Genomic DNA, 24,244 nt, shown 5'->3' with positions numbered 1-24,244 from the left:
CTTTTCTTCTCCCTGCCTTCGTGCTACCCTACCCCATGTAGTAAGGTTCGCTACACCCGGGGATCGTCATCAACTTTCCAACCACGCCATCCTTCTCGTCCGACTCTCCGATCGTTTCCCTGTTCCCCCAGAGAACGAGTGTGGTTGCCCGAAAAGGAGAGTCGTCATGCTTGTGTTCTTGATCCACGTGCGCGACCCGCAGTTCTATGCCGTCCCCGCGTCGAGTCGGGGTGCCAATGGGAAGCTCCGCATCATGGGCTTCCCGCCCATCGGCATCATGTCGTTGTCCGCGGTGGTGAAGCAAGCGGGTCACGAGTGCATCATGTTCGACCAGGCGAACCCGGACACCCCCAACGGCGTCATCATCGAGGAGATCGGACGGCGGCGCCCGGCGCTCGTAGGGCTGAGTTTTCTGAGTACGACGAGCTATCCCTACGCCAAGATCCTGGCCAGGCAAATCCGAGCCGCACACTCCGAGGTCCTGATGGCCTTCGGCGGCGTCTTCGCCACGCTGAACGCGCAACTCGTGAAGCTGCAGTGCCCGGAAGTCGATTTCGTATGTCGGGGAGACGGAGAGCAATTGTTGCTCGATCTGTTGGAGCGCTTGGAGGATCCAGGGACGGTTCCCGGTGTGACGTGGGCCAAGGATGGACGCGTCATACACAACCCCAATCAGTCGATCGAGCGGCATCTGGACCGGTGGCCGTTTCCGGATCGGGAGAGCTTACCCCTGGATTTTATCGAGTCCATGCCGCTCGATGTGCCGGCCGTCCTGTCGATGGAGCGATTCACCACTATGCAAACGTCCCGCGGCTGTCCCTGGCCGTGCGTCTTCTGCGATATTCCTCTGTTCAACGAAGGGAAGTGGCGGGCACGGAGCGCGCAGCACGTTGTGGACGAGTTCAAGCACCTTCGGGATCTGGGATACGGCTCCGTCTATTTCGTGGACGACCATTTTTTGCTGCAGCCGAAGCGTATCGAGGCGATCTGTAAGGGGATCTGCGATGAAGGCATTACGATTCAATGGGGATGCGAAGGCCGCGTCGATTCGGTGGCTCAGCATCTCTTCCCGGCCATGGCCAAGGCGCACTGCCGCACGATCATGTTCGGGGTGGAAAGCGGCAGCCAGAAAGTGCTCGACCGCCTGCAAAAGGAGCAGACGCTCGATGACGTGCGCACGGCGGTCCACAATGCCAAACGAGCGGGGATCGAGATCGTGCATGGATTCTTCGTCGTCGGCAGTCCCGACGAAACGATCGAGGACATGAAGGCGACCTTCCGGTTCGCCTCCGAATTGCCGTTGGACACGTTCGGCTTCAACCGGCTGTGCGTGTATCGAGGGACGCCGCTCTGGCAGGAGTACGTCAAGCGCGGACTGGTGGACGATGCCGCCGATTGGTACAAGTACTTCAAGTGCTCGGAAATCGATCCGACCTGTCTTCCCGGCCCGGTCATTCACGCCCAACGCGCGGCAGGGCTCCGCCGCCTATTTCTCTACAAGCTCCTGCACCATCCCCTGCAAACCGCCCGTCTGCTACGCCGATTTCTCAGATATATGCCCCTTCGTGATGTGCTGTACCTGATCCTCAAGCCGTTCTTCGGCGGCCGCCGAGGTCCGACCAATGCCGAAGTGCTGTCGCGGGCAGTCGAGCACGGTGCGATGAAGGACGAGGCGGCAAGCCTGACGCAGATCAGCGATGAAGTGCTGGAGGTGGTCATGAGGCAATCGAAGGCCGAGCGCCAGCGCATCCAGCATGAAGCGGAGCCACGGCGGGAGCTGCCGGTCATTCCCGTCTAGCAGATGGGAGGACTAGGCTCCCACGGTTCACTAGTCCTCGCCTCCGGTTCTGAAATTGGATCGGGAGCGGGGGATTTGGCATAAGCTTCCTTCATCTTTCCAGCGTGTTTATCGTAGGGCCACCGCACCGCTCGTTCAACCTTCCGGCCGGCCGGTTTCGAGGCATGGCCTGGACCAATCATGGAGGACGCGTATGCCCAGCCATCAGAGCAGGCAGGTGCGAAGCTGTTGGAGCCGAGGAATGGTGCTGATCGTCGCGGTCGGTCTGCTGCTGGCACCGCTGGCCTCTGGTTCTGCACGGGCATCAGTCCACAGTGAAGACCAGGCGCGAGGAGCCCCTCCGGCCGATTTTGGATTCGGTGCGGCCAGCGTCCTCGCCACGATTCCGTATGGCTTGGCGAAGTTGACGTACGCGGGGCTGGGCACGGTGATTGGAGGATGTGCCTATCTCTTCAGTGGAGGCGACCGTATTGCGGCCAAGGCGGTCTGGACCGCCAGCCTGCGAGGGACCTATGTCCTGACGCCTGAGCACCTCAAGGGGGAGCGCCCGATCCAGTTCATCGGGGTTCCGGATGCCGCCCCGGTTCCGGAGCACGTCAAGCTGATCGTCGTGGATCCGGGAGCGGCGGGACGATAGTGTGAAAAGGGCGTGAGCGTGGTCGTCAGACGGCGATGCCGAGAACATCCTTGACCACCCGGCCGATGACGTACGTGACGCCCACCGCTGCCGCGATGATGATCACATTCGTCGCGATGCGCCGCTTGATCTCCATCCCTGAGAGGAAGGCGAGCAACATCGACACCAGGATGATCACCGTGCCGGCGGTGAGAAGGGAAAACAGCGCGTCGGTGGCCCCCAGTGCGACCGGAAGAAGGGGGACCATGGCCCCGGCGAAGTAGCTTCCGCCGACCAGCGAGGCCGACCCAAACGGCCGGTTGTCTCCTGGCTCCTGGCGTGGCCGGTCATCGTATTGGCCGGGCAGCGACGCCTCTCCTAAGAACCGCTTCTTGTCTTCTTCCATACGCTCGACCTCTCGCTCGGAGCTGAGCGCGACATAGGCCCCGGCCGCCATGGACAGCGACCCGGCCACGGCGGTCGTCGTCCCTGCAATGAGCACGGTGACCGCGTCTCCGAATGCGCCAAAGAAGCCGCTGACGGCGCCCAGGATCTCCACCAATCCGTCGTTCAACCCGAGAAAGATATTCCGGATCCGCTCCGGATTGATCTTGCGCTCGGTCATTTGGCTGACGATGACGTCCTCGTGCTTGAATTCGTCGATGAGGATACCGCGGACGGCGGTGCCGAGCGGCCGGTCGCGGTAGGCCTTCCAGATGGAGAGATATTTGCGAACCCCGTACACCTCGATGGCCTCGAGCACGAGATGGATGGCCGGTGCGCCGAACAGCCGGCAGGCGATCAGGAGAATCCGCAGCTTGATCCGGCGAGGCAAGTCGAGCGATGTTAATGGACTTTCGAAGAAGTTTTGCCAGAATGCGACGTGCCCGGTTTCGATCTGGATCAGCTCATCGAGGAGGTTCCGCAGAGGGCCGGTCGCGAGAGCGCGGAGCTCGCGATACAAGGCAAGGTCGAATATCTCATCCAGGATGAGTGTGCGGGCCAGGGCGGAGTCGTGGGGTCCGGCTTGGCTCATAAACGTCTCGGCGAGTTGCGCTTCCGGAGCGGGAATTATAACGGGATCGAGAAGGGCTTACCACCGGAAAGGGGGCGGAGGTGAGGTCACTGACCGATCAGCCGTGCGAGCCGATCCGCCCAAATCCAAGGTGACCCTTCGTCTTCGTGCTTGAAGTAAAGAAAGCAGGTCGCACCCCGGCCGGCAGCTTCCTTGAGCCGTTGCGCCCACTGCTCGAGTCCTGCCTCGTCGTATTGGCTCCGCCGGAGTCGGACGTACCAGAAGTCGGCAGTGGCGCGGCATTCCGGAGCGCCGTCGTCGGTTTCGACGGCAGCCCAGGCAACGCCGTGCCGCTTCAGCAGCGCTTCCACTTCAGGCGTGTGCCAGGAGGGATGACGAAACTCCATCGCCCAGCGCACGGTCGCCGGCAATCCTTCGAGAAATGCTTGTAGACGCGGGGTATCGCGCAAAAGATTCGGTGGGAGTTGAAGCAGGATCGACCCCAGGCGGCGGCGTTCGATGAGCGGTGCAAGCCGATCGAGCATCAGCCGGACATAGGCAAGCGCATCAGGACGCAGCCGGTGCAGGTGGGTGATCTGACGATGCGCTTTAGGGGAAAACAGAAACGTGTCCGGTGTCTGGTCGATCCACGACAGGACCGTTTTTTCCGTCGGGAGGCGATACCAAATCCCGTCCAGTTCAACCGTATCGTAGTGCTCGGCATAGTAACGGAGGAATTCGGCCGGCTTGAGGCCGGGAGGATAGAAACGGCCGGGACCCTGCCAAGGCTTGTACGAGTAGCCGGAGAGCCCGATGTGAATCTTGTCCATCTGAGGCATCCGAACGAGCACGAACGGAGGGAGCGTGAGTGATCATGTTACTGTACTCCCGTCTCTTCGATCGAGCAAACCCGGTTGGGGTGAGATTCACCGGCTGTTACGCCGCACTGTCACATCCGCCGCCCAGGTGATATGCGCGGGACACCATTGCCAGATGCCGAGCGTCACAATGCGGGTCAGGCCGGCCGGGACGCAGGCGGCGCGTGATACCCGAACCTGCCGGAAACTTGAGCGGCGAAGGCAGGTGGATGGCAGGCGGCATGCCGCGCAGATGAACGCGCGTGTGTCGTCGTTGTGACGAGGGCTGCCCGCCGTTGGGCGGGCAGCCCTTTCGCACAGTGGGTGTATCCGACAGCCGAACGATACGGTCGATAATGGTCGAGATATATGAGGCTGCGTCTTCTACGTGCCCATCTCCCAAGACGCCAAATATTTTTCCTGTTCCTTCGTCAGCTTATCGATCACGACTCCCATGCCGGCGAGCTTGAGCCGTGCGATCTCTTTGTCGATAACGGCCGGGACGGGATAGACCTTCTTTTCCAGCTTCTTGTAGTGCTTGACCAGATACTCGGCGCCCAGCGCCTGGTTGGCAAAGCTCATATCCATCACACTCGAAGGATGGCCTTCGGCGGTCGCCAGGTTCACCAGCCGTCCTTCACCCAGCAAGCTCACGCGGTGCCCGTTCCGCAGCGTGAACTCTTCGACGCCGCTCCGGATGATGCGTCGCTTGCGACTTAGCTTCTCGAGTGCGGGAATGTCGATCTCAACGTTGAAGTGCCCGGAGTTGCAGACGATGGCCCCGTCCTTCATGGCCGCAAAATGCTCCGCTCTGATCACCCGGCAGTTACCGGTGACGGTGACGAAAAAGTCACCGATCGGCGCCGCGTCGGCCATCGGCATGACCCGGAACCCGTCCATGAGCGCTTCGAGGCCTTTCACCGGGTCGACCTCCGTCACGATGACATCCGCTCCCATGCCTTTCGCCCGCATCGCGATCCCGCGCCCGCACCATCCATAGCCGGCGACGACGACTTTGGAGCCGCAGATCAGACGGTTCGTTGCGCGTACGATACCGTCCATGGTGCTCTGCCCCGTGCCGTATCGATTGTCGAAGAGATGCTTCGTATCGGCGTCGTTGACGGAGATGACCGGGAACTTCAGGATCTTTCGTGCGGCCATGCTGCGAAGGCGAATGACGCCGGTCGTGGTTTCCTCGGTTCCGCCGATCACGTGTTTCAAGAGATTCTTGCGCTTTGCGTGCAGGGTCGAAACTACGTCCGCCCCGTCATCCATCGTAATGTGCGGCTGATGGGCGATCGCCGACTCGATGTGCTGGTAGTAGGTCTTGTTGTCTTCGCCTTTGATGGCAAACACGGCGATGCCATCGTGCTGAACAAGTGAAGCGGCCACGTCGTCCTGAGTGCTGAGCGGATTCGAAGCGCAAAGACGAATTTCCGCACCCCCTGCCTGGAGCGTTTTCATCAAGTTTGCGGTTTCGGTTGTCACGTGGAGGCAGGCCGTCACCCGGATCCCCTTCAGCGGCTGCTCGCGCTTGAAGCGCTTCTTGATCAACCGGAGGACCGGCATGCTCGCTTCCGCCCACTCGATCTTCAGCTTGCCCTGTTCAGCCAAGGACATGTCTTTCACATCGTAATCCACTGCGTCCTCCGATCTCGGTGCTCAATAAAAAGAGGGGACGGATGGCCATCCGTCCCCTCCGGTGGTCAGGGCCGGCCTTACAGGCCGGCTTCTTTCTTGAGGATCTTTGCCTTATCGGTCCGTTCCCACGTGAATTCGGGTTCGCTACGGCCGAAATGCCCATAGGCGGCCGTCTTTTTGAAGATCGGCCGTCGAAGCTTCAGGTGATCGATGATGCCGCGCGGAGTCATGGGAAAGTGCTTGCGGACGAGTTTGTCGAGCAGATCCACGTTCGTCTTTTCCGTGTTCTTCGTGTCGATCAGGATCGAAACGGGATCGGCCACTCCGATGGCGTAGGCCAACTGCACCTCGCACTTGTCGGCCAGGCCGGCCGCCACGATATTCTTGGCGATGTAGCGGGCCATATACGAGGCCGAGCGGTCCACTTTTGTCGGATCCTTGCCCGAGAACGCGCCGCCGCCGTGGCTGCCCACGCCGCCATAGGTGTCGACGATGATCTTCCGGCCCGTAAGCCCGGTATCGCCCATCGGGCCTCCGACGACGAAACGACCAGTGGGATTGATGTAATACTTGACGCTGACCGGATCGAAGATCCCCTTCGGCATCACCGGCTTGATCACCTTTTCGATGATCTCGCTCTCGATCTTCTTGCTGGTAATGTCCGGGCTGTGCTGGGTGGAGACGACGATGGTGTCGACACGAACGGGCTTCCCGTTCTTGTATTCCACGGTCACTTGGGATTTCCCGTCGGGGCGAACCCACGGGAGGATGTTCTTCTTGCGAACCTCCGCGAGACGTCGAGTGAGCCGGTGTGCGAGCACGATCGGCATCGGCATGAGCTCTTCGGTTTCGTTGGAGGCGTAGCCGAACATGAGGCCTTGGTCTCCGGCGCCGCCCGAGTCCACGCCCATGGCGATATCGCCCGACTGCTGGTGAATGGAAGTGATCACCGAGCAGGTGTGATAATCGAATCCCCAGGATGCATCCGTGTAGCCGACATCCTTGATCACCGTCCGGATGATGTCTGGGATCTCGACATATGCTTTGGTCGAAATTTCCCCGGCGACAAACGCGATGCCGGTCGTGAGAATGGTTTCACACGCGACCCGGCAGTGCTTGTCCTGTCCGATAATCGCGTCGAGAATCCCGTCGGAAATCTGGTCGGCGATCTTGTCCGGGTGCCCCTCGGTCACGGACTCGGACGTGAAGAGATAGTTATTCCTCATCGGCGCCTCATGGTCTAAAGGTGAAAGGGAGTGAGCCTTTTCAGCGGCCTGTGGAGTTCCTTAAGAAGGCTCAACAATTAAATCAGTGTGCCTTCACTTGTCAATCAGACTTTCGGAGCATGCAGACGCCCGGGGGGCCCGCTCCCCCGGTGCCCCTTAGCTTGACACTGATTTGAGCCGACTTGTAAGATACTTCCGCTTGATCGTTCCGCTCAGTCCGATCGAGCCACGTCGAGAGGTCGGAGACAGTAGCCCGATCCCCCCAAGTTCGTTTGCGCTCGTGATCCTCATCGTCGAAGCGCATAACCTTCTGTCTTTCCAAGCTGAAAGGTGACGGGCGGCGGTTTCATGAACGGACGGCAACAGATCGTGGTCGAACCCGAGGCCGACCGGCGCTCGCCTGGTTTGGGATGGCAGGAAATTCAGACCGAGTTGGTCACCTTCTTTGCCTCGATCAAGCTTGCCATGTTCCTGTTCATCGTCCTGGCTATTACCGCGACGATCGGGACGGTTATCCAGCAGGGCGAGCGGCCGGAAGTCTACATCAAGGAATACGGCGAAGAAGCCTATCGTTGGTTCCTCCGGCTGGGTTTCACCGACGTGTACCACACCTGGTGGTTCACGAGCCTGCTCGCCCTTCTCTGCATCAACTCGCTGACGTGTTTCTACAAACGGTTTCCGGCCGTCTGGCGCTCCATGAGACAGGACAAGGTGAACGTCTCGCTGCCGTTCATCAAGAACCTCAAGCATACGTTTGAGGTGCCGGTTTCGGGCACCAAGGAGCAGGTCGCCGAAGGCCTCGCGCAACTGTTGGCCGAAAAGGGCTACCGGGTTCTCGCCAAGAACCAGCCCGACGAGGCGACCGTGTACGCCACAAAGGGCATCGTCGGCCGAGTCGGCGCACACATGGCGCATTTGAGTGCGACCGTGATCGTGCTGGGCGGTCTGATCGGCAGCCTGTACGGGTTCCAGGAGTTCGGCGTCTGCTTGGAGGGACAGACGTACCACATCCCGAAGGGCAACTTCGATCTGCACGTCGACAAATTCTGGATCGATTACCACGACAACGGCGCCGTCAAATCCTATAACAGCACCTTGACGGTCCTGGAGCAGGGGCAGAAGGTCGTCACGAAGACCATCACCGTGAATGACCCGCTCGTGCACAAGGGCATTTGGTTCTATCAATCCAGTTACGGCGATGCCTGGGATCGTGTGGAAAAGGCGCGGATCAACATCAAGGAGAAGGAGACCGACAAGGTCGTCGGTACGGTCGACCTGGACTGGCAGAAGGAAACGGCGGTCGATCAATTGGGGTTGAAGCTGGCTGTGATGGATTTTGTGGCGGATTTCGGTTTCAATTCGGCCGAGAAAAAGGTGTACTCGAAGACGGTCGAGCATGCCAATCCGGCCATTCGGCTGGCCGTGACCGAAGGCCAAGTGAAGACGACGCCGTGGATCTTCTATCATTACCCGGACCTGTTCGACATCAAAGAGTCGAAGTACAGCTTTGAGTTGGTCGGCTATCAGCCGATGAAGTTCACCGGGTTGCAAATCACGAAAGATCCGGGCGTCAATATTGTGTGGATCGGTTCCACCATGATCGTGGTCGGGATCACGCTCTCCTCATTCATCTATCATCGGCGCCTCTGGGCCAAGATCATTCCCGGCGAGCGAGGCGTGACCGTCCATGTCGGCGGGACCACTCACAAGAGCCAGATCGACTTTCAAAAGGAGTTTCGTAAGCTGAGTGAACGGATTCAGAAGCTGGGCGTGTAAGCCGTGTCTGGCCAGGATCGCCTGATCGGTTCAGACATCCCATGCGGCACGACCACTGAACGGTGACAGCTACGTCGGAGGTTCCCATGGCTCGTTCTTTGTTTCTCTTCGATATGACGTTCTGGCTGTACCTGGCGGCCCTGATTTTGTATGTCGCGTACATGGTGGCAAAGCGTCCGACGATGGAGTTGGCGCCCGCCGGGCTCCCCACGGGGTACGGCACGGGAGAGTCCGGGTGGGCCGCTCAAATCGGGCAGGTGGCCACGATCGTGACGGTGTTCGGCTGGATGGTGAACACGCTCGCCTTAGTCACCCGGGCGTACGAGCGGATGCAATTGTCCGGGACCTTCGCCCCCTGGTCGAACCAATTCGAGGCCATGGCTTATGTATCTTGGGCGATCATCCTCGGGTACGTGCTGCTGGAGTTCCGGTACCGCATCAAGGCCATCGGTGCGTTCGTCGTCGGCATCGGGTTCATCGCCATGGGGGCGGCCTCGCTCTTGCCCTACCGCTATCAAACCGCCGAACCCCTCGTGCCCGCGCTCAACAGCTATTGGATCTACATTCATGTGTCGGTGACCTTGACGAGCTATGCGGCGTTTGCCATGGCCGGAGGGTTAGGGGTCATGTATCTGCTGAAGGAGCGGGCCGAGCGACGCGGGACTCAGTCCCGCCTCTACGCGTCCTTTCCGGACTTGGAGACGATCGATGAGCTGGGCTACAAGGCCGTCATGGTCGGCTTTCCATTGCTCGCGTTCGGGATCATCCTCGGCGCCATGTGGGCCAACTACGCGTGGGGTGGCTATTGGAGCTGGGACCCCAAGGAAACCTGGTCGCTGATCGTCTGGCTCATTTACGGCGCCTATATCCATGCGCGCATGACGCACGGCTGGGAGGGCCGCCGCGCCGCCATCTACGCGGTGTTCGGTTTTCTGATGGTGATCTTCTGCTTCTGGGGCGTGAACTTCCTTCTCTCCGGTCTGCACGCGTATGCCTGAAGGACGGCTTAGAGTGAAGCTCATGAGCACTCTGCCCAACCTGAGCCGCAACTTCCATCTGTACTATGACTGAGCAAATCCTGACAAAACCGGCCCAGGCCGACTCGCCGCGGGCCCGGTCGAAGCTCGTCATCGTCCTGATATCGATGGTGATCCTGGTCGTGGCGTTCGGCATCGTCTGGATGCAAAGCGCGAAGTACGAACCGCTGACGGTCGGGAAAGAAGCGCCCGATTTCAGTCTGCCGAACTTAGAGGGCCAGACGGTTCAGCTGTCCGACTTTCGAGGGAAGGTCGTCTTTCTGAATTTTTGGGCGACCTGGTGCAAGCCGTGCCGTGAGGAGATGCCGTCGATGGAGGTGCTGTACAAGAATTTCGAGCATGACGACTTCGTCGTGCTGGCAGTCAGCATCGACCGTGTCACGACCAAGAAGGACATCCCGCCGTTCGTCAAGAGCATGAACTTGACCTTCCCGATCCTGGTCGACTCCTGGGGACAAACCGATAAGCGGTACAAGCTGATGGGTGTGCCGGAGACCTACATCATCGATCAACAGGGCATCCTGCGCGAAAAGGTGATCGGCCCGCGTGACTGGACCATCCTCGACAACCTGCACACCATCACGACCTTGCTCAAGAAGCAGCCGAAATCTCTCCAGGTCGTCCCGGCCACGTAGGCAGGCATGGAACATTTCCGATTCAGGGGCACGATGTGTCTGCTGATGCTCGTGGTCGCGGCCAGCGCCTGTGACGGGGGCGGCGACGATTCCCGGGCGGAGTCGGCGACGATCCAGGCGCAGGAGCGATCGGGGGTCAGGATCGGCGGGCCGGCGCCGGACTTCCAGTTGCGGAACCTCGATGGGCAGCCTGTCGCGCTGTCCAGTTACCAGGGCCGCGTCGTCATGCTGAACTTCTGGGCGACCTGGTGCGGCCCCTGTCGGATCGAGATGCCCGCCATGGAGCAGCTCTACCGCGAGTTCCCGCGACGCGATTTCGAGATTCTGGCGGTGTCGACGGATGCGCAGGGCCCCTCCGTGACCCGGCCGTTTCGCGATGAGCTGAGCCTGACGTTCCCGATTCTGCACGACTCGGATTTTCGCATCGGCCTGATGTACGGCACCCGGACTCTTCCGATGACGTTCCTCGTGAATCGACGTGGTATCATCACTCATCGAATCTTCGGGGCCCGGGATTGGTACAGTCCGGAGGCCAAGCAATTGATCCAGACCCTCATCCGGACGCCATGAGCAATCTCGATCAGATATCGCTCTTCGCGGCTTTCGCGGCGGGCCTGTTGTCATTCGTATCCCCGTGCGTGCTCCCGCTCGTCCCGTCGTACATTTCCTACATCACCGGGCTTTCCGTCGAGCGATTGGCCGATGCCTCGGAACGGCAACGGTTCCGCAAGACGATCGTGCTCAATTCGCTCCTGTTCATCGCCGGCTTCTCGTCGGTCTTCATCGCGTTCGGGGCGTCGGCTAGCCTGGTGGGGCAGGTGCTGATCACCTATCAGGACCACATACGCCGCATCGGCGGCATCTTGATCATCATTTTCGGTCTTTATCTGCTCGGGGTCCTGAACCTGCGGTTCTTGACGACGGAAAAGCGGATCCATTTCAGCAGCCGCCCGGCTGGCTATCTGGGTTCATTTCTGATCGGGGTGGCCTTTGCTGCCGGCTGGACCCCTTGCGTGGGCCCGGTGTTGGGCACGATCCTGCTCTATGCGAGCACCACCGAGTCACTGACCAACGGGGTGACGCTTCTGGCGTCCTACTCGCTCGGCCTCGGACTGCCGTTGTTCGCCACGGCGCTGGGCGTCGATCGCTTCCTATCGTACTTCAAACAGGTTCGGGGCTATCTCTGGGGGGTCTCGACGGTGAGCGGCGTGTTCCTCGTCGTCGTAGGAGTGATGATCTACGCGAACTCGCTGACGATGATCACCAGTTTCTTGGAGCGCTATGGAATCGGCTGGTACGTCGGACAGTGAAAGGCTACGGTGCCCATGATGCGTGACGATGCCGTTCGAGATCACCGCTGTTCCGTTGCTGCTCCCGTTCCCTGACGGATCCTTGCCACCCGCCTGATTATTTCGCCGTCCGCCGCTCGACGCTGCTGTAGTCTCTCACCGGAGCGCCGCTTGCATGGTCGTCAGCCCACGCCAACCGGGAGAGGGGCGAGGTCCGGAAACCCAGGTCGTTCGAATTGAACAGGGGCAAGGGGCAGGCTCAGCACCAGAGGCCGAGCCGGCAGAGTGTCGTCATTGGCGCCTGATCAGGTACGACACCGAGGGAACCGCTCGGAGCGGAATTTGCGGCACCGAGGGCATCCTGTACTGCCCCGGCGTGCAGGGACACCGGACCCGGGGTGGATGCGTCGGCCGGAGAAGCATTGCGGGCCAGCGTATCGCTGGATTTGGGGGAGAGCTTGGCAAGGAGCTTGCGTCCGGGCTCCGCGTTCTCGCTGTGCGGGTAGCGTTCCACGAACGCCAACAGCTTTTCACGGGCCCAATCGTCTGCGCCCATTTCTTTATAGGTGAGCGCGAGATGATAGAGGGCGTCTCCCGCGATGTCCATGTCGGGATAGTGTTTCAAGATCGCTTCAAATCGATGGGCGGCCGCCAGATACGCCTCGCGCCGGTAGTAGAACCGGCCCACGAACAGATACGTCTCGGCAATGTAGCGATGGCACGATTGTATCCGCTCGAGGGCTTCCGCATCATACCGGCTGCCCGGGAAATCCCGGCGCAACTTCTCGAAGGCCTCGAGAGCCTTGTAAATTGGATCGGTGTCACGATCAATCGTCTTGATCTGCTTGTAGTGGCTCTCCGCCAGCTTGTATTGGGCGTAGGGAGCGAGCATGTGCGCGCGGTGCAGATCGAGAAAATGCTGATACTCGATGATCGCTTCGGGATAATCCTCCTTCTCGAAGAAGGACTCGGCCCGCTTCATGATCACGTTCGGATCATAGTTCTTCTCGACGGTATCTCCGATAAAGATCTGTTCATCGGTCGAGCTCAGCGGCTGGTTCCCGGATTTGGTCGCTGGCGAGCGGCTGGAACAGCCGAACGAGAAGAGGAACGACGCAATTACCGGGACAATGAGGACGCGGTAGGAGAAGGCAGACATTTTCATACGTACAGTCTAGCACGCTAGCAAAAGGGCCCGACAAAAGCAACTGTGATTGACGCCTACGGCAGTGGTCCCTATAATCCCGTGCGCGGAACCGATCATCTTCCCTCAACCATTTTCTTACAAGACTTTCATGACCAGCCGCATCATCGGGACCGGATCGTATGTGCCTCAACGGGCGGTGACCAACGATGAGGTGCGGCAACCCTTCGGGCTCGACTCCGACGCGGTCTACCGGCTGACGGGCATCAGGCAACGGTTTTGGGCCCGCCAGGAGGAGGCTTCCTCGGATTTGGCGGAGCAGGCGGCCAGGCGTGCGTGCGAATCCGCAGGGGTGAGCCCCAGCACGGTCGATGCCGTGCTCGTTTCGACCACCTCCCCGGACATGGCGTTTCCGTCCACGGCGTGCCTGATCCAGGGACGTCTGGGTATCAAGGGAGCCGCAGCCTTCGATCTCTCGGCGTCGTGCTCCGGCTTTCTCTATGGGCTTTCCATGGCGGATCGGTTCCTCCGGAGTGGGCAGTTCCGCCGATGCTTGGTCGTGGCCGCCGAAATCAAGTCCAAGTTTCTCGACTGCAGCGACGAAGCGACGGCGATGATCTTCGCGGATGGGGCCGGCGCCGCCCTCGTGGAAGCCGAGGCCGCGCAGGGACGAGGGATCCTCGGCATCCGGCTTTTTGCCGACGGCACCAAGCATGGGCTCATCGGCATCGCCGCCGGCGGCTCCCGGTGTCCGATGACGCGTGGGACGCTGGAGCGCGGCCAGCATGTCCTTCGGATGCAAGGAGGAGCGTTGTATCGGGTCGCGGTCCGGCGGTTAACCGAAGCCGTGACGGATCTGCTGAAGGAATTCGGCTACACGATCCCCGACGTCAAGCACGCGATTTTTCATCAGGCGAACGGTCGCCTGTTGAACGCGGTCGCCCGTCGCGTGGGCCTCGTCCCCGGGCAGGTCTACTCGGTCATCGAACGACTCGGGAATGCCTCATCCGCTTCCTTGCCCATGGCACTGGACGCGGCGCATCGTGAAGGACGGGTGCGACCCGGTGATCTCGTCCTGCTCGGGACGTTCGGCGGCGGGGTGACCTGGGCGGCAGGATTGTTGCGCTGGTAAAAGGAGCGGGCATGAAACGGCTGCTGTTCGGGCTGATTCCGCGCGAGACGGCATTCTTCGAGATGTTTCAGAAGGCCGCCCACAACGTCATCGAGGGGAGCCGGCTCCTGAAGGACATGATGGAGCATTTCCACGATCCCGTCGAGCAGGCCAGGCGGATCAAGGACATCGAACACATCGGGGACACGATCACGCACGACATCGTCAAGAAACTCAACCAGACGTTCATCACGCCGATCGACCGGGAGGACATCCATGGGCTCGCGAGCGCGCTCGATGACATCCTCGACCTGGTCGAAGCGGTCGCCGATCGGTTCGTCGTCTTCAAGATCATGACGCCCAGCCAGCCGGCCGTGAAGTTGGCGAACATCCTCTGGCAGTCCTCCGTGGCGGTCGGCGCCGCCATCGATCGGCTCGGAAAGCCGCATGCGGACGTGACGGAGTGCTGCGTCTTGGTGAACAGCCTCGAGAACGAAGCGGACCGCATCACCCGGGACGCTATTTCGACCCTCTTCGACCAGGAAAAGGACCCCATCGCCGTCATCAAGTGGAAAGAGATTTACGAGAACTTCGAAGAAGGGACGGACCGCTGTGAGGATGTCGCCAACATCCTCGAGCGGATCGCGCTCAAGCACATCTAAGACGAGTGATGAATGATGAGTGATGAATGCCGGAACGGAGGGAAGAGCGTTCCGCCTGGGGGGGCAGGCACGTTCTCTCGTCGCTCGCTCGTCACACCCGTCGACGACCCATTATCCATCGCGCGGTCAGCACTGCTCCCGGTCGCCTTCCATTCATCATTCATCACTCAACGTTCATCACTCCTTCTGCATGTTTCCTGACCTCAGCGGCATGTTATTGGTGGTCGTCGTACTGGCGCTGCTGTTCGATTTTTCGAACGGCTGGCACGACAGCGCGAACGCCATCGCGACCGTCGTCTCGACCCGCGTCTTGAGTCCCTTGGTGGCGGTCGTGATGGCGGGCGCGCTGAATGTCGCGGGCGCGTTCATGTCCACGGCGGTCGCCAAGATGGTCGGCGCCGGCATCGTCGATCCCGGCGCCATCACCCAAGACGTGGTCGCCTCGGCCCTGGGCGGGGCGATCCTGTGGAACCTCTTCACCCTGCTGTTGGGGCTGCCGACGAGTTCGTCGCATGCACTGATCGGAGGTATGGTCGGGGCGGGGCTCACTCACGGTGGATGGAGCGTAGTCAAGTTCAGCGGGCTTCGTTCGGTTCTCGAAGCCATGGTGCTCTCCCCGCTGTTCGGGTTTCTCACGGGGTTGGCTCTGATGGTGTTCATCACCTGGACCTTCTTCAGAACGGCCCGCAGCTTGGCGATCCGCCTATTCAGCCGATTGCAGCTCCTGTCCGCCGGCTTCATGGCGTTCAGTCACGGGGCGAACGATGCGCAGAAGGCGATGGGGATCATCACGCTTGCGCTCTTGTCGTCCGGTCAAATCGACAAACCCGAAGTCCCCGGATGGGTGATCACGGCGTGCGCCCTCGCAATGGGGCTCGGAACGACGGTCGGGGGCTGGAAGATCGTGCGGACCCTCGGTATGCGGATCGTGAAGCTTGAGCCGGTGCATGGCTTTGCGGCAGAAACCGGCGCCGCCGCCGTGCTCCTGGCGACCGCCCATATCGGGTTGCCGGTCAGCACGACCCATACCATCACCTCATCCGTGATGGGCGTGGGTGCGATCAAGCGGTTTTCGGCGGTGCGCTGGGGGGTGACGGCGCGGATTCTCTACGCGTGGTTGTTTACGCTCCCCGGTGCCGGGCTCCTGGCAACGGGGCTCTATCTCCTCATTTCCCTGTTTGCGTGAGCGGCTCCCCGGTTCCCGACGCCGCCGGTAGCCGGATCACGAACCGGCTTCCGGCCGGCTCGTTCCCCTCCACCCACACCTGTCCGCCGTGGTTTTCCACGATGTGCTTGACGATCGCCAATCCGAGCCCGGTGCCGCCCAGCTCCCGGGAGCGTGCTTTATCGACACGGTAGAATCGTTCAAAGACCCGCGGCCGGTCGGCCTCCGGGATGCCGATGCCGTTGTCGGCGACGACCAATTCGACGCCGTCGCTGGGGCCGGGTGCCGCAGCCGGGAGCCGCCGGGCTCGTACCTCGATGAGCCCCCCCTCGGGCGTGTATTTCACGGCGTTGTCCAGTAAGTTCGTCAAGACCTGGACGAGACGCTCGGCGTCTCCACACACGGACGGCAATCCCTCCGGAAGGTCGATGACGAGCCGATGGCCTTTCTTGTCGGCAAGCGGGTGGATGAGCGAGACCGTGCGTTCGACGACCGAAGCCAGGGGGACCACGTCCTGCTTGAAGAGAACCTGCCCGGATTCGATCTGCGACAGCTGCAGCAGGTCTTCGAGGATCAGATTCAGGCGGTCGCTTTGCTTCAGGATGATGTCGAGAAAGCGCAGACACTCCTCAGGGTCGTCTTTTGCTCCGTCGAGGAGGGCCTCGACGTACCCCTTGATCGAGGTCAGCGGCGTGCGCAGTTCATGAGAGACATTGGCGACGAAATCCTTCCTCACTTTTTCCAGCCGGCGAATGGTGGAGATGTCGTGGAAGACCAGAATGGCGCAGGCCTCGTTGTCGCGCTGACATCCTGAAACCGTCGCTTCGATACGAAGCGTTCGTCCTGCCGCCGTCGTAATCTCCCCGCTTCGACTCTCGCGGCTCCGTAAGACCGTTGAGACGAACTCGTTGAAGTCCGGATGGCCGATCACGTCCGAATAGGGACGTCCTCGCGACCGGGTCTCCTGAATCTGAAACATTCGCTCGAACGCCGGGTTCGCCTGCAGGATCCACCCGCGGCAATCCAGCACCAAGACGCCTTCGGCCATCGAGGTGAGCACGGCAAGGAGTTGGGCGCGGTCTTCCGTCACGGCTCGAATCGTCGATTCGAGTTGTTCGGCCATTCGATTGAGCGTGGTGCCAAGCACGCCCACCTCGTCACGGCTCGTGACGTGAATCCGCTGGTCGAGAGACCCGGCCGCGAGCTGCCGGGCCACGGCCGCCATGTCCGACAACGGCTGGGTCAACCCTCGGGACAGCAGCACGCTGAGGAACGCGGCGACGGCCAGCGCGATGCCGAACGCGATCGCCAATCCCTGCTGCAGCTCGTGGACACGGGCTTCGAGTGCGACCATCGGCAAGGCCAGTCGGACGACACCGAGCACCTCGTCCCCGGATCGGATGGGGAGCGCGAGATAGAACAAGCGTTGCCCGGTCGTCGCACTGACTCTGATGTCCGTGCCCATCCCCCGGGAGAGAGCCGCCTCGACCTCCGGCCGCCCGCGGTGATTTTCGAGTCCGCCGAGCGCGGAGTCCGGGGTGTCGCTGTCCGCGGCGACGACTCCGTCGGGTCTGATGACGGTGACCCGGGCGAGCGCTTGCCGGCTGAGCTCCTTGGCGATGGCTTGAAGGCCCGAGGCATCCGCATCGGGCTGGAACGGGGACTGGAGCACGATCGCCGCCAAGCCGGCCCTGGCGGTCAGGGCTTCCTGCAGGCGGGCGATCTCGAGCCGCTCGATCGACCGCAGCGCCAACCAACCGGCGATCAAGAGTCCGAGCGTGACGGCAAAGAGCGCGCTGAGGGTGACTTTCCAGCGAACGGACACGTCTCTCGTACCGTGATGATGACGTGAAGCGCTGAGGACGGGCGGCTCAAGGGCGCCGGTGGCTCAGTGGTCGTGATCGATCGCGCGCCGATTCAGGAGATGTCCTTGAGTTTGTACCCCAACGACTTGATCGAGACGATGGCTTCGTTGAGGGCCGGGATCTTCTGTTTCAGTCGCCTGACGTGGACATCGACCGTGCGGGTCGTCCCGTAATAGTCGTATCCCCAGACGGAATTGAGCAACGCATCCCGAGTAAGGACCCGACCCGGGTTTCGGAGAAGGTGTTCGAGCAGCCCGAATTCCTTCGCGGTCAACACGATCTCCTGACCGTCGGCCGTCACCTCGTGTCGTGCGAGATCCATGGCGATCGGCCCATAGCTCAGCCGGGCCGGGCCCTCATCGGCACGGTCCAAACGCCGGAACAAGGCCTTCACGCGGGCGATGAGCGCCTTCGGGCTGAAGGGTTTTGTCACGTAGTCGTCGGCGCCGAGCTCGAGGCCGATCACGGTATCCGCTTCCTCCGCCTTCGCGGTCAGCATGATGATCGGCGTGCGCGACAATTGTGCATCGCTCCGGATGCGCTTGCAGACCTCCAGGCCGTCCATTTCCGCCAGCATGAGGTCGAGCACGATGAGATCGGGACGTTCAGCCTTGGCCTGGCGTAGGCCTTCGAGGCCGGTCGTGGCGGTGCACGTCCGGTAGCCTTCTTTCTCCAAATAGATTTTGACGAGATTGAGAATATCCCGCTCGTCTTCGACGATGAGGATCTTCTTGGCGGGCGTGCCGGCCATCGGGGACAGCGTAAAGACAATACGGGAGAGGAGTCAAGCGGCGGGGTCGAACCGGCCGTGCAAGACATGAGGGGGCTTCGCTCGCAACTCTCTCTTGAAATTCCGCGGATTCGGTAGTAGCGTAGCGTCAGCCTGTATTCCGCGTAGCACTTCACACTCGGTGCTGCCGAAAGACGAAGGCAGCACTCCTGCCTTGGTCGGTGCTTCTGCACGATGAACCCGGGAACGAGTGTGTCCCGCGCTGGTCAGGGTGGTGGAATGATCAACGGACATGAACAAGGCGTCACCGACTACGGCGTCGCAGGCGAGACAGTACGACGGCCGCCGGCCGGGAAGGGAGCCGATCGTGAACCGGTCCGGAAATTCGAGGAACGGGTCAAGCGCATCGTCACGATGGCCGTCCTGGGACCGGCCCTTGGCGGCATGACGATCTGGATGGCCCAGGACCTCTTGGCGTCATGGGCGGAAATCGGGCTGGTCGTCTGCGCCGGCGCAGTCCTGTCCCTCTATATCCGCCGCGAGATTCGCGGCGTCTCACAAGAATACAACCGGGCACTCGGGCGTGCGGAAACCGCATCAGGATAGGGAAAGATCGAGCAGGTCGAACGGGAGAAGAAGAGGGGCACGCGGCTATCCTGGGTCCCGGAACCCCGAATTCCTGATTGACGATGCGAGGGACGCTGACGTATCGTACGCTGGATCGAGGGCCGCGATCTGAGCACCGGAGGCCGATGAAAATCTATTTGGCGAAACCACGGGGGTTCTGCGCAGGAGTGGACCGAGCGATCGAGATCGTCGATCTTTCGCTCAAGGCTTATGGGGCCCCGATTTACGTAAGACATGAAATCGTGCACAGCCGCCACGTCGTCAATACCCTACGCGACAAGGGCGCGGTCTTCGTCGAAGAGCTCAATGAAGTTCCGGACGGCGCCATCGTCATCTTCAGCGCCCATGGGGTGGCCAAGGAGGTCTGGGAAGAAGCGAAGCGGCGGAACCTGAAGGTCATCGACGCCACCTGTCCGCTCGTCATCAAAGTCCACAACGAAGTGAATCGGGACTACAACATGGGCTACGAGCTGATCTTGATCGGCCATGCCGGCCACCCGGAGGTGATCGGGACGCTCGGCCAGGTCCCCGACAAGTTTCATCTCGTCTCGTCGGTCGCCGATGTCGAAAAGCTCCGCGTGGACAACCGCAACCACCTCTCCTACGTCACGCAGACGACGCTCAGCGTCGATGAATGCCGCGATATCGTCGCCGCGCTCAACCGGCGGTTTCCAGGGATCAAGGGGCCGCACCAGGAAGACATTTGCTACGCCACGCAAAATCGCCAGAACGCGGTCAAGGAATTGTCCAAGCTCGTGGACGTGATCCTGGTGATCGGCTCACCGAACAGCTCGAACTCCAATCGGCTTCGGGAGCTCGGCGAGCACTGCGGCATCGCCTCCTACCTCATCGATTCGTACCGAGACATCAATCCAGACTGGTTCAAGCACGCCCAGGCGATCGGCATCACCGCCGGCGCTTCGGCTCCAGAAGTCCTCGTGACCGAAGTGGTCGCCTACCTCAAGGATCATGGGGCGGAACAGTTGGAAGAGCTGACCGTCATTGAAGAAGATGTCGAATTCCTGCTCCCCAAAGAACTCGTCACCGTCAAGACCTCGCAAGGCGCCAACGCCTGACCATCTGCAGCCGTCGTTGACCACTCCGACCGCATAGCCATATATAGGGGTTGGCTTACCAATCCGACCCTGCCCGCAGTGTTTTCTTTTGCTTTTGCCTTGCCCCTATGGTAGAAGGGCCGCCGACGAGCAGACCATCGTCGGCCTTTCTTGCCGCGCACGGTCGGTCATCCGCATCAAGGAGGAGTGGATGTATCTGAAATCCCTCGAATTGACAGGGTTTAAGTCGTTCGCTGAAGCCAAGATCGAGTTCCCCCAAGGCGTCACGGCCGTGGTCGGTCCCAACGGAACCGGAAAGAGTAACGTCGTGGACTCGATTCTTTGGGTGCTTGGGGAGCAGAGCGCGAAGACCCTGCGAAGCGAGCGGATGGAAGACGTCATTTTCAACGGAACGGAAAGTCGAAAGCCGCTGGGCATGGTGGAAGTCTCGCTCGTCATGAGCGGGATCGAGGAAGAACGGATCAAGGGCCTCCCGTCGATCCCCAGTCAGCTCGGTGAGTGCGACGAGGTCATGATCACCCGGCGTCTGTACCGGAACGGCGACAGTGAATATTTGATCAACAAGACGCCGTGCCGCCTCAAGGACATCCGCAGCCTGTTTCTCGACAGCCGCGCGGGGACGAAAGGACACACGATCATCGAGCAGGGACGCATCGAGCAGATCTTGAATGCGACCCCTCAGGACCGTCGCGAGCTCATCGAGGAGACAGCCGGGATCGTCCGGTACAAGAAGCAGAAGGCCGAAGCGCTCAGAAAGCTCGACTCGACCCAGCAAAATCTCCTGCGGGTCCGGGACATCATCGCCGAGGTCAAGCGCCAGTTGAACTCGCTGGAGCGGCAGGCTAGACAGGCCCACAACTATCAGCGTCTCCAGGAGGAGGCGAGGACGTTGGAAATCCGCCTCCTGGTCCAGGAGTGCCGCGCCCTGATCGCCGCGCGTGCCGAGGTCGAAGCCGAATTGGGGGCGGTCGAGGCTCAGGAAGCCGGGCAGTTGACCGAACAGGGACAACTCGAGGAGCAGCTGGAGGGCGCGAAGCTGCGGTTGGTTGCGGGCATGGAAGGACTGAGCCGGATTCGTGAGGCCCTGAGCCAAGTCGAGCATCAGCAATCGCAAGCGCTCACGGCGATGGAAGTCGCCAAAGGCCGCTTGACGCTCTATGAGCAACAGCGGACCAGTGCCGACGAGGAGTTGGCCCGGCTCAGTGCGGAAGGCGAGCGGACGCGTATTGCCATCGAATCGCTGCGCGAGCGGTTGGCCCGCGACGAGGCGGACGTCCAGGCGGGCACGGCGGTCTGTGGGCAGTTGAGTGAAGAGGCCAAAGGGATCGCCGCTCGGCGGGCCGCGGGAGCCGCCGAAGAAGAGCAGGCGCGGCAGATGCTCATCGGTCTCACCGTCCAGGTGACACGCGCTGAAAACCGGCTCTCGGCGCTGGGCGCGCAGGATGAGCTGGTGCAGCGGCGCCTCGAGCGCCTACGGCAGGAGTTGGGTGAGGTCGAGGCGCAGCACGCGGCGACGATCGATCGCTTCGAGCAGACCTTGTCGGGCCGACAGGAAGGCGAACGTACCGTGCAGGAGCTCCGCGAGCAGCAGGCGGCGGCCGGTCGAGAGATCCGGCTGATCGATGGCCAGGTGCACGAGACGGAGCAGACCATAGGCCGGCAGCAAGAAGAATTGGCGGCTGTCGAGTCCCGGCTGAAGGCGCTGCAGGGCGTGCTGCGGGAGGAGATGGGGTATGGACGGGAAGGGGAGGAAGAACGCTCCTCGCTACGGGCCGCCTGCGGCGGCGTCAAAGAATCGGTGGCGGAATGGCTGATCGTGCCACCGGGCCTCGAGCGGGCCGTCGAAGCGATGCTCGGGGACCGGTTACGGGCGTGGCTCGTCACCGACCCTGGACAGGCTCGCCGGGCCATCGAGTTCTTGAACGCGAACAACATCGGCCGTGGCACCTTCGTCCCCGTTCAGCCGCGTTACGCCGAGAAGTCGCTCCAGGACGAGTCCTGGTGGCCGTCCCTTGCCGATCGGCCCGGCGTCGTCGGTCGAGCGGTCGATCTCCTGCGGGCGGACACCGAATCCCAGCACGTCCTCAAGGCCCTCTTCCAAGGCATGGTCATCGTCAATTCTCTGGAGGTCGCGGTCGAAGAGTGGAGCCGAGGCCTGTGGTCGGCACCCGACGGTCCCACGCTGGTGACGATCGACGGCGAAGTGCTCGACCCCGCAGGAGTCGTGTCGGGAGGAACCGCCGGATCGAGCGGCGGGCTCCTGCTCCGCCGTCGGGAGGTGCAACGCTTGGAGGAGGCCAGGGCGGAGCTGACCACGTCGCTTCAGGAGCAGCGTGGCAAGCTCTCGCTCCTGCTGGAGCAGGCGAAGGCGACGCGTGAGGCGCTCGAGGGGTTGGAACGCGCCGCCCGAGAGGCGGAAATCCGGGTGCTGAGCCTCGCCAAGGACGAGACCTCGCTCCAACGGACGGTCGAAGATCTGAAGGGTCGTCTGGAGACGATCCGCGGTGAGCTTCGGGCTCAGGAAGAGGACCGGCATCGGCTCCACCGGGAGATCGAAGAGACGAACGCCGAGCTTCTTCGGGTCAAGGAAGAACACGCCGGCCGCGAGGCGGGCCTGGTGGAGATTCAGAGCCGCCTCCGCGCGTGTGAAGAAGAAAGCCAGGCCCTGCAGCAACGCCTGACGGAAGCCCGGACGGCCCTGGCTTCGGCGGAAGCGAAGCTGGGCCACGGGCGGGCCGACCTGGCGCGCCTGTCCGAGGAGCAGGAGGCCCAAGTGCGTCGGGCCGCGGCCCTTACCGAGCACCTCGCGGCCCTTACCGTCTCGCTAGAGGAAAGCCGGGTCGAACGAGACAAGCATGAAGCGCTGTTCCATGAGCTCGATCAGCGCGCGGCCCTGATCCGGCACGAGCATGTCGAAGCGCAGGAGCGCTATGATCGGGACGTCCAGATCTCTCAGGAGATCGAGAAGCAATTGGCGTCGGTGCGGCACGCGCTCGGCGCGTGCCGTGAGAGGCGGACGGCGATCGAGGTCCGCCGCGCCGAGGTCTCAACCGAGCTGTCCCTGCGGGAAAACACCCTGACGGGAACGTATCAACTGTCGGTGACAGCCGCTCTGGCACAGGAGCCGGAGCCGGCCGACGGAGTGGAGACCGCCACGGTTCGGGAGCAGCTCCAAAAGATCCGGGAACGTCTGGATCGCTTGGGGCCCATCAACCTGGCGGCCATCGAGGAACATCGCGAATTGGAGGAGCGGCACCGATTCCTCACGACGCAGGAAGAGGATCTCTCCAAATCGGTGGCCTCGCTGAAAGAGATCATCAACCGCATCAACCGGACGACCAAGGAAATGTTTCTGGAGACCTTCAACGAGCTGCAGCAGAAATTCGTGGAGGTCTTCGCGCGGTTCTTCCCGGGTGGGCGGGCCGAATTGGTGTTGACCGAGCCTCAACCGGACCCCGAAGGCGGCCCCGCTTCTGAAGAGCCCGGTGTCGACATCGTGGCCCAGCCGCCGGGGAAACGGCTCAAGAGCATCGCGATGCTCTCTGGCGGCGAAAAGACATTGACGGCGATGGCCTTGATCTTTGCGAGCTTTCTGATCCGGCCGACCCCCTTCTGTATTCTCGACGAGATCGACGCCCCGCTGGACGAAGAGAACATTGGGCGATTCACCGGCGTCTTGCGTGAGCTCTCGAGCTCGGCGCAGTTCATCGTGATCACGCACAACAAGCGCACCATGTCGATCGCGGACTCGCTCTTCGGAGTGACGATGGAGGAGCCCGGCGTATCGAAGCTGGTGTCGGTACGGCTGGCCGAGTTGCAACCGGCGTGACACATGAGCCCGGCGCCGGTTGCAGTGAGCGGTACCAAAGGGGCCCTAAAGGGATTGTACGTGCCGGTTGCTTGACACGTCATCGCCCCTTTGCTATAACCCCCCGTTGTGAAAATGAATTTTGACCGGTTCGGCCGTCGGTCTC

General features: G+C 61.6%; 20 protein-coding genes. 13 read left to right on the top strand and 7 right to left on the bottom strand.

Annotated elements, in window-relative coordinates; translation table 11 throughout:
- The first annotated feature begins 166 nt into the window (after positions 1–166).
- A complete protein-coding gene (locus ACWHYV_RS17585; RefSeq protein WP_447977789.1) occupies positions 167–1,798 on the top strand; it encodes a B12-binding domain-containing radical SAM protein in 1,632 nt (543 codons plus the stop codon).
- 241 nt (positions 1,799–2,039) lie between these two features.
- On the top strand, positions 2,040–2,435 hold the full coding sequence (locus ACWHYV_RS17580) for a hypothetical protein (RefSeq protein WP_447977788.1): 396 nt from the start codon (positions 2,040–2,042) through the stop codon (positions 2,433–2,435).
- Positions 2,436–2,460: 25 nt separating this feature from the next.
- Here the strand turns inward: ACWHYV_RS17580 and ACWHYV_RS17575 are convergent, their stop codons facing one another.
- From ACWHYV_RS17575 to metK, 4 genes are all read right to left on the bottom strand, one after another.
- Positions 2,461–3,450, bottom strand: a complete 990-nt coding sequence (locus ACWHYV_RS17575; RefSeq protein ID WP_447977787.1) for a VIT1/CCC1 transporter family protein — start codon at positions 3,448–3,450, stop codon at positions 2,461–2,463.
- 86 nt (positions 3,451–3,536) lie between these two features.
- A complete protein-coding gene (locus ACWHYV_RS17570) occupies positions 3,537–4,259 on the bottom strand; it encodes a DUF72 domain-containing protein (RefSeq protein ID WP_447977786.1) in 723 nt (240 codons plus the stop codon).
- A 411-nt stretch (positions 4,260–4,670) separates the two neighbouring features.
- Complete coding sequence (ahcY, locus tag ACWHYV_RS17565) at positions 4,671–5,927, bottom strand: adenosylhomocysteinase (protein WP_447977785.1); 1,257 nt, start codon at positions 5,925–5,927, stop codon at positions 4,671–4,673.
- A gap of 77 nt (positions 5,928–6,004) precedes the next feature.
- Positions 6,005–7,153, bottom strand: coding sequence for a methionine adenosyltransferase (gene metK / locus ACWHYV_RS17560; RefSeq protein WP_447977784.1), 1,149 nt, complete (start codon positions 7,151–7,153; stop codon positions 6,005–6,007).
- A gap of 348 nt (positions 7,154–7,501) precedes the next feature.
- Between metK and resB the strand changes: the two genes are divergently transcribed.
- The 5 genes from resB to ACWHYV_RS17535 all read left to right on the top strand — a co-directional run bounded on the left by resB (position 7,502) and on the right by ACWHYV_RS17535 (position 11,911).
- Positions 7,502–8,929 (top strand): cytochrome c biogenesis protein ResB, encoded by a 1,428-nt coding sequence (resB, locus tag ACWHYV_RS17555; RefSeq protein ID WP_447977783.1) that lies wholly within the window; start codon positions 7,502–7,504, stop codon positions 8,927–8,929.
- An 86-nt stretch (positions 8,930–9,015) separates the two neighbouring features.
- Positions 9,016–9,927 (top strand): c-type cytochrome biogenesis protein CcsB, encoded by a 912-nt coding sequence (ccsB, locus tag ACWHYV_RS17550; protein WP_447977782.1) that lies wholly within the window; start codon positions 9,016–9,018, stop codon positions 9,925–9,927.
- Between the two features lie 65 nt (positions 9,928–9,992).
- Positions 9,993–10,601, top strand: a complete 609-nt coding sequence (locus ACWHYV_RS17545) for a TlpA disulfide reductase family protein (protein WP_447977781.1) — start codon at positions 9,993–9,995, stop codon at positions 10,599–10,601.
- A gap of 6 nt (positions 10,602–10,607) precedes the next feature.
- The gene (locus tag ACWHYV_RS17540) at positions 10,608–11,171 is read left to right on the top strand and encodes a peroxiredoxin family protein (protein WP_447977780.1); all 564 of its coding nucleotides are present in this window, start codon (positions 10,608–10,610) and stop codon (positions 11,169–11,171) included.
- Positions 11,168–11,911, top strand: a complete 744-nt coding sequence (locus ACWHYV_RS17535; RefSeq protein WP_447977779.1) for a cytochrome c biogenesis CcdA family protein — start codon at positions 11,168–11,170, stop codon at positions 11,909–11,911. Before ACWHYV_RS17540 ends, ACWHYV_RS17535 begins: the two co-directional genes overlap by 4 nt.
- A 238-nt stretch (positions 11,912–12,149) precedes the next feature.
- Here ACWHYV_RS17535 and ACWHYV_RS17530 read toward each other — a convergent pair whose 3' ends face one another.
- A complete protein-coding gene (locus ACWHYV_RS17530; RefSeq protein ID WP_447977778.1) occupies positions 12,150–13,055 on the bottom strand; it encodes an outer membrane protein assembly factor BamD in 906 nt (301 codons plus the stop codon).
- 130 nt (positions 13,056–13,185) lie between these two features.
- On the opposite strand from ACWHYV_RS17530, the gene ACWHYV_RS17525 reads away from it, so the two are divergent.
- From ACWHYV_RS17525 to ACWHYV_RS17515, 3 genes are all read left to right on the top strand, one after another.
- A complete protein-coding gene (locus ACWHYV_RS17525) occupies positions 13,186–14,166 on the top strand; it encodes a 3-oxoacyl-ACP synthase III family protein (protein ID WP_447977777.1) in 981 nt (326 codons plus the stop codon).
- Between the two features lie 23 nt (positions 14,167–14,189).
- A complete protein-coding gene (locus ACWHYV_RS17520; protein WP_447980745.1) occupies positions 14,190–14,807 on the top strand; it encodes a DUF47 domain-containing protein in 618 nt (205 codons plus the stop codon).
- A 190-nt stretch (positions 14,808–14,997) separates the two neighbouring features.
- A complete protein-coding gene (locus tag ACWHYV_RS17515; protein WP_447977776.1) occupies positions 14,998–15,993 on the top strand; it encodes an anion permease in 996 nt (331 codons plus the stop codon).
- Here the strand turns inward: ACWHYV_RS17515 and pnpS are convergent.
- Positions 15,974–17,797, bottom strand: a complete 1,824-nt coding sequence (pnpS, locus tag ACWHYV_RS17510; RefSeq protein ID WP_447977775.1) for a two-component system histidine kinase PnpS — start codon at positions 17,795–17,797, stop codon at positions 15,974–15,976. The genes ACWHYV_RS17515 and pnpS overlap by 20 nt on opposite strands.
- 92 nt (positions 17,798–17,889) lie before the next feature.
- The gene (locus ACWHYV_RS17505; protein WP_447977774.1) at positions 17,890–18,588 is read right to left on the bottom strand and encodes a response regulator transcription factor; all 699 of its coding nucleotides are present in this window, start codon (positions 18,586–18,588) and stop codon (positions 17,890–17,892) included.
- A gap of 258 nt (positions 18,589–18,846) precedes the next feature.
- On the opposite strand from ACWHYV_RS17505, the gene ACWHYV_RS17500 reads away from it, so the two are divergent.
- From ACWHYV_RS17500 to smc, 3 genes are all read left to right on the top strand, one after another.
- Positions 18,847–19,173 (top strand): hypothetical protein, encoded by a 327-nt coding sequence (locus ACWHYV_RS17500; RefSeq protein WP_447977773.1) that lies wholly within the window; start codon positions 18,847–18,849, stop codon positions 19,171–19,173.
- 146 nt (positions 19,174–19,319) lie between these two features.
- Positions 19,320–20,270, top strand: coding sequence for a 4-hydroxy-3-methylbut-2-enyl diphosphate reductase (ispH, locus tag ACWHYV_RS17495; RefSeq protein WP_447977772.1), 951 nt, complete (start codon positions 19,320–19,322; stop codon positions 20,268–20,270).
- A 190-nt stretch (positions 20,271–20,460) separates the two neighbouring features.
- Positions 20,461–24,099, top strand: coding sequence for a chromosome segregation protein SMC (smc, locus tag ACWHYV_RS17490; protein ID WP_447977771.1), 3,639 nt, complete (start codon positions 20,461–20,463; stop codon positions 24,097–24,099).
- Positions 24,100–24,244: the final 145 nt, after the last annotated feature.

Source organism: Candidatus Nitrospira bockiana (assembly GCF_965152565.1).
The sequence above is the reverse complement of the archived record's forward strand: the minus strand, read 5'-3'. Positions and strand labels throughout refer to the sequence as shown.

Bases quoted from the DNA above. Each gene is read 5' to 3' on its own strand.
- ACWHYV_RS17570 (WP_447977786.1), bottom strand. From the start codon at position 4,259: ATGGACAAGATTCACATCGGGCTCTCCGGCTACTCGTACAAGCCTTGG.
- ACWHYV_RS17585 (WP_447977789.1), top strand. From the start codon at position 167: ATGCTTGTGTTCTTGATCCACGTGCGCGACCCGCAGTTCTATGCCGTC.
- ccsB (WP_447977782.1), top strand. From the start codon at position 9,016: ATGGCTCGTTCTTTGTTTCTCTTCGATATGACGTTCTGGCTGTACCTG.
- ACWHYV_RS17545 (WP_447977781.1), top strand. From the start codon at position 9,993: ATGACTGAGCAAATCCTGACAAAACCGGCCCAGGCCGACTCGCCGCGG.
- smc (WP_447977771.1), top strand. From the start codon at position 20,461: ATGTATCTGAAATCCCTCGAATTGACAGGGTTTAAGTCGTTCGCTGAA.
- resB (WP_447977783.1), top strand. From the start codon at position 7,502: ATGAACGGACGGCAACAGATCGTGGTCGAACCCGAGGCCGACCGGCGC.
- ACWHYV_RS17575 (WP_447977787.1), bottom strand. From the start codon at position 3,450: ATGAGCCAAGCCGGACCCCACGACTCCGCCCTGGCCCGCACACTCATC.
- ACWHYV_RS17535 (WP_447977779.1), top strand. From the start codon at position 11,168: ATGAGCAATCTCGATCAGATATCGCTCTTCGCGGCTTTCGCGGCGGGC.
- ACWHYV_RS17530 (WP_447977778.1), bottom strand. From the start codon at position 13,055: ATGAAAATGTCTGCCTTCTCCTACCGCGTCCTCATTGTCCCGGTAATT.
- ACWHYV_RS17505 (WP_447977774.1), bottom strand. From the start codon at position 18,588: ATGGCCGGCACGCCCGCCAAGAAGATCCTCATCGTCGAAGACGAGCGG.
- ACWHYV_RS17540 (WP_447977780.1), top strand. From the start codon at position 10,608: ATGGAACATTTCCGATTCAGGGGCACGATGTGTCTGCTGATGCTCGTG.
- ACWHYV_RS17515 (WP_447977776.1), top strand. From the start codon at position 14,998: ATGTTTCCTGACCTCAGCGGCATGTTATTGGTGGTCGTCGTACTGGCG.
- ispH (WP_447977772.1), top strand. From the start codon at position 19,320: ATGAAAATCTATTTGGCGAAACCACGGGGGTTCTGCGCAGGAGTGGAC.
- metK (WP_447977784.1), bottom strand. From the start codon at position 7,153: ATGAGGAATAACTATCTCTTCACGTCCGAGTCCGTGACCGAGGGGCAC.
- ACWHYV_RS17500 (WP_447977773.1), top strand. From the start codon at position 18,847: ATGATCAACGGACATGAACAAGGCGTCACCGACTACGGCGTCGCAGGC.
- ACWHYV_RS17525 (WP_447977777.1), top strand. From the start codon at position 13,186: ATGACCAGCCGCATCATCGGGACCGGATCGTATGTGCCTCAACGGGCG.
- ACWHYV_RS17580 (WP_447977788.1), top strand. From the start codon at position 2,040: ATGGTGCTGATCGTCGCGGTCGGTCTGCTGCTGGCACCGCTGGCCTCT.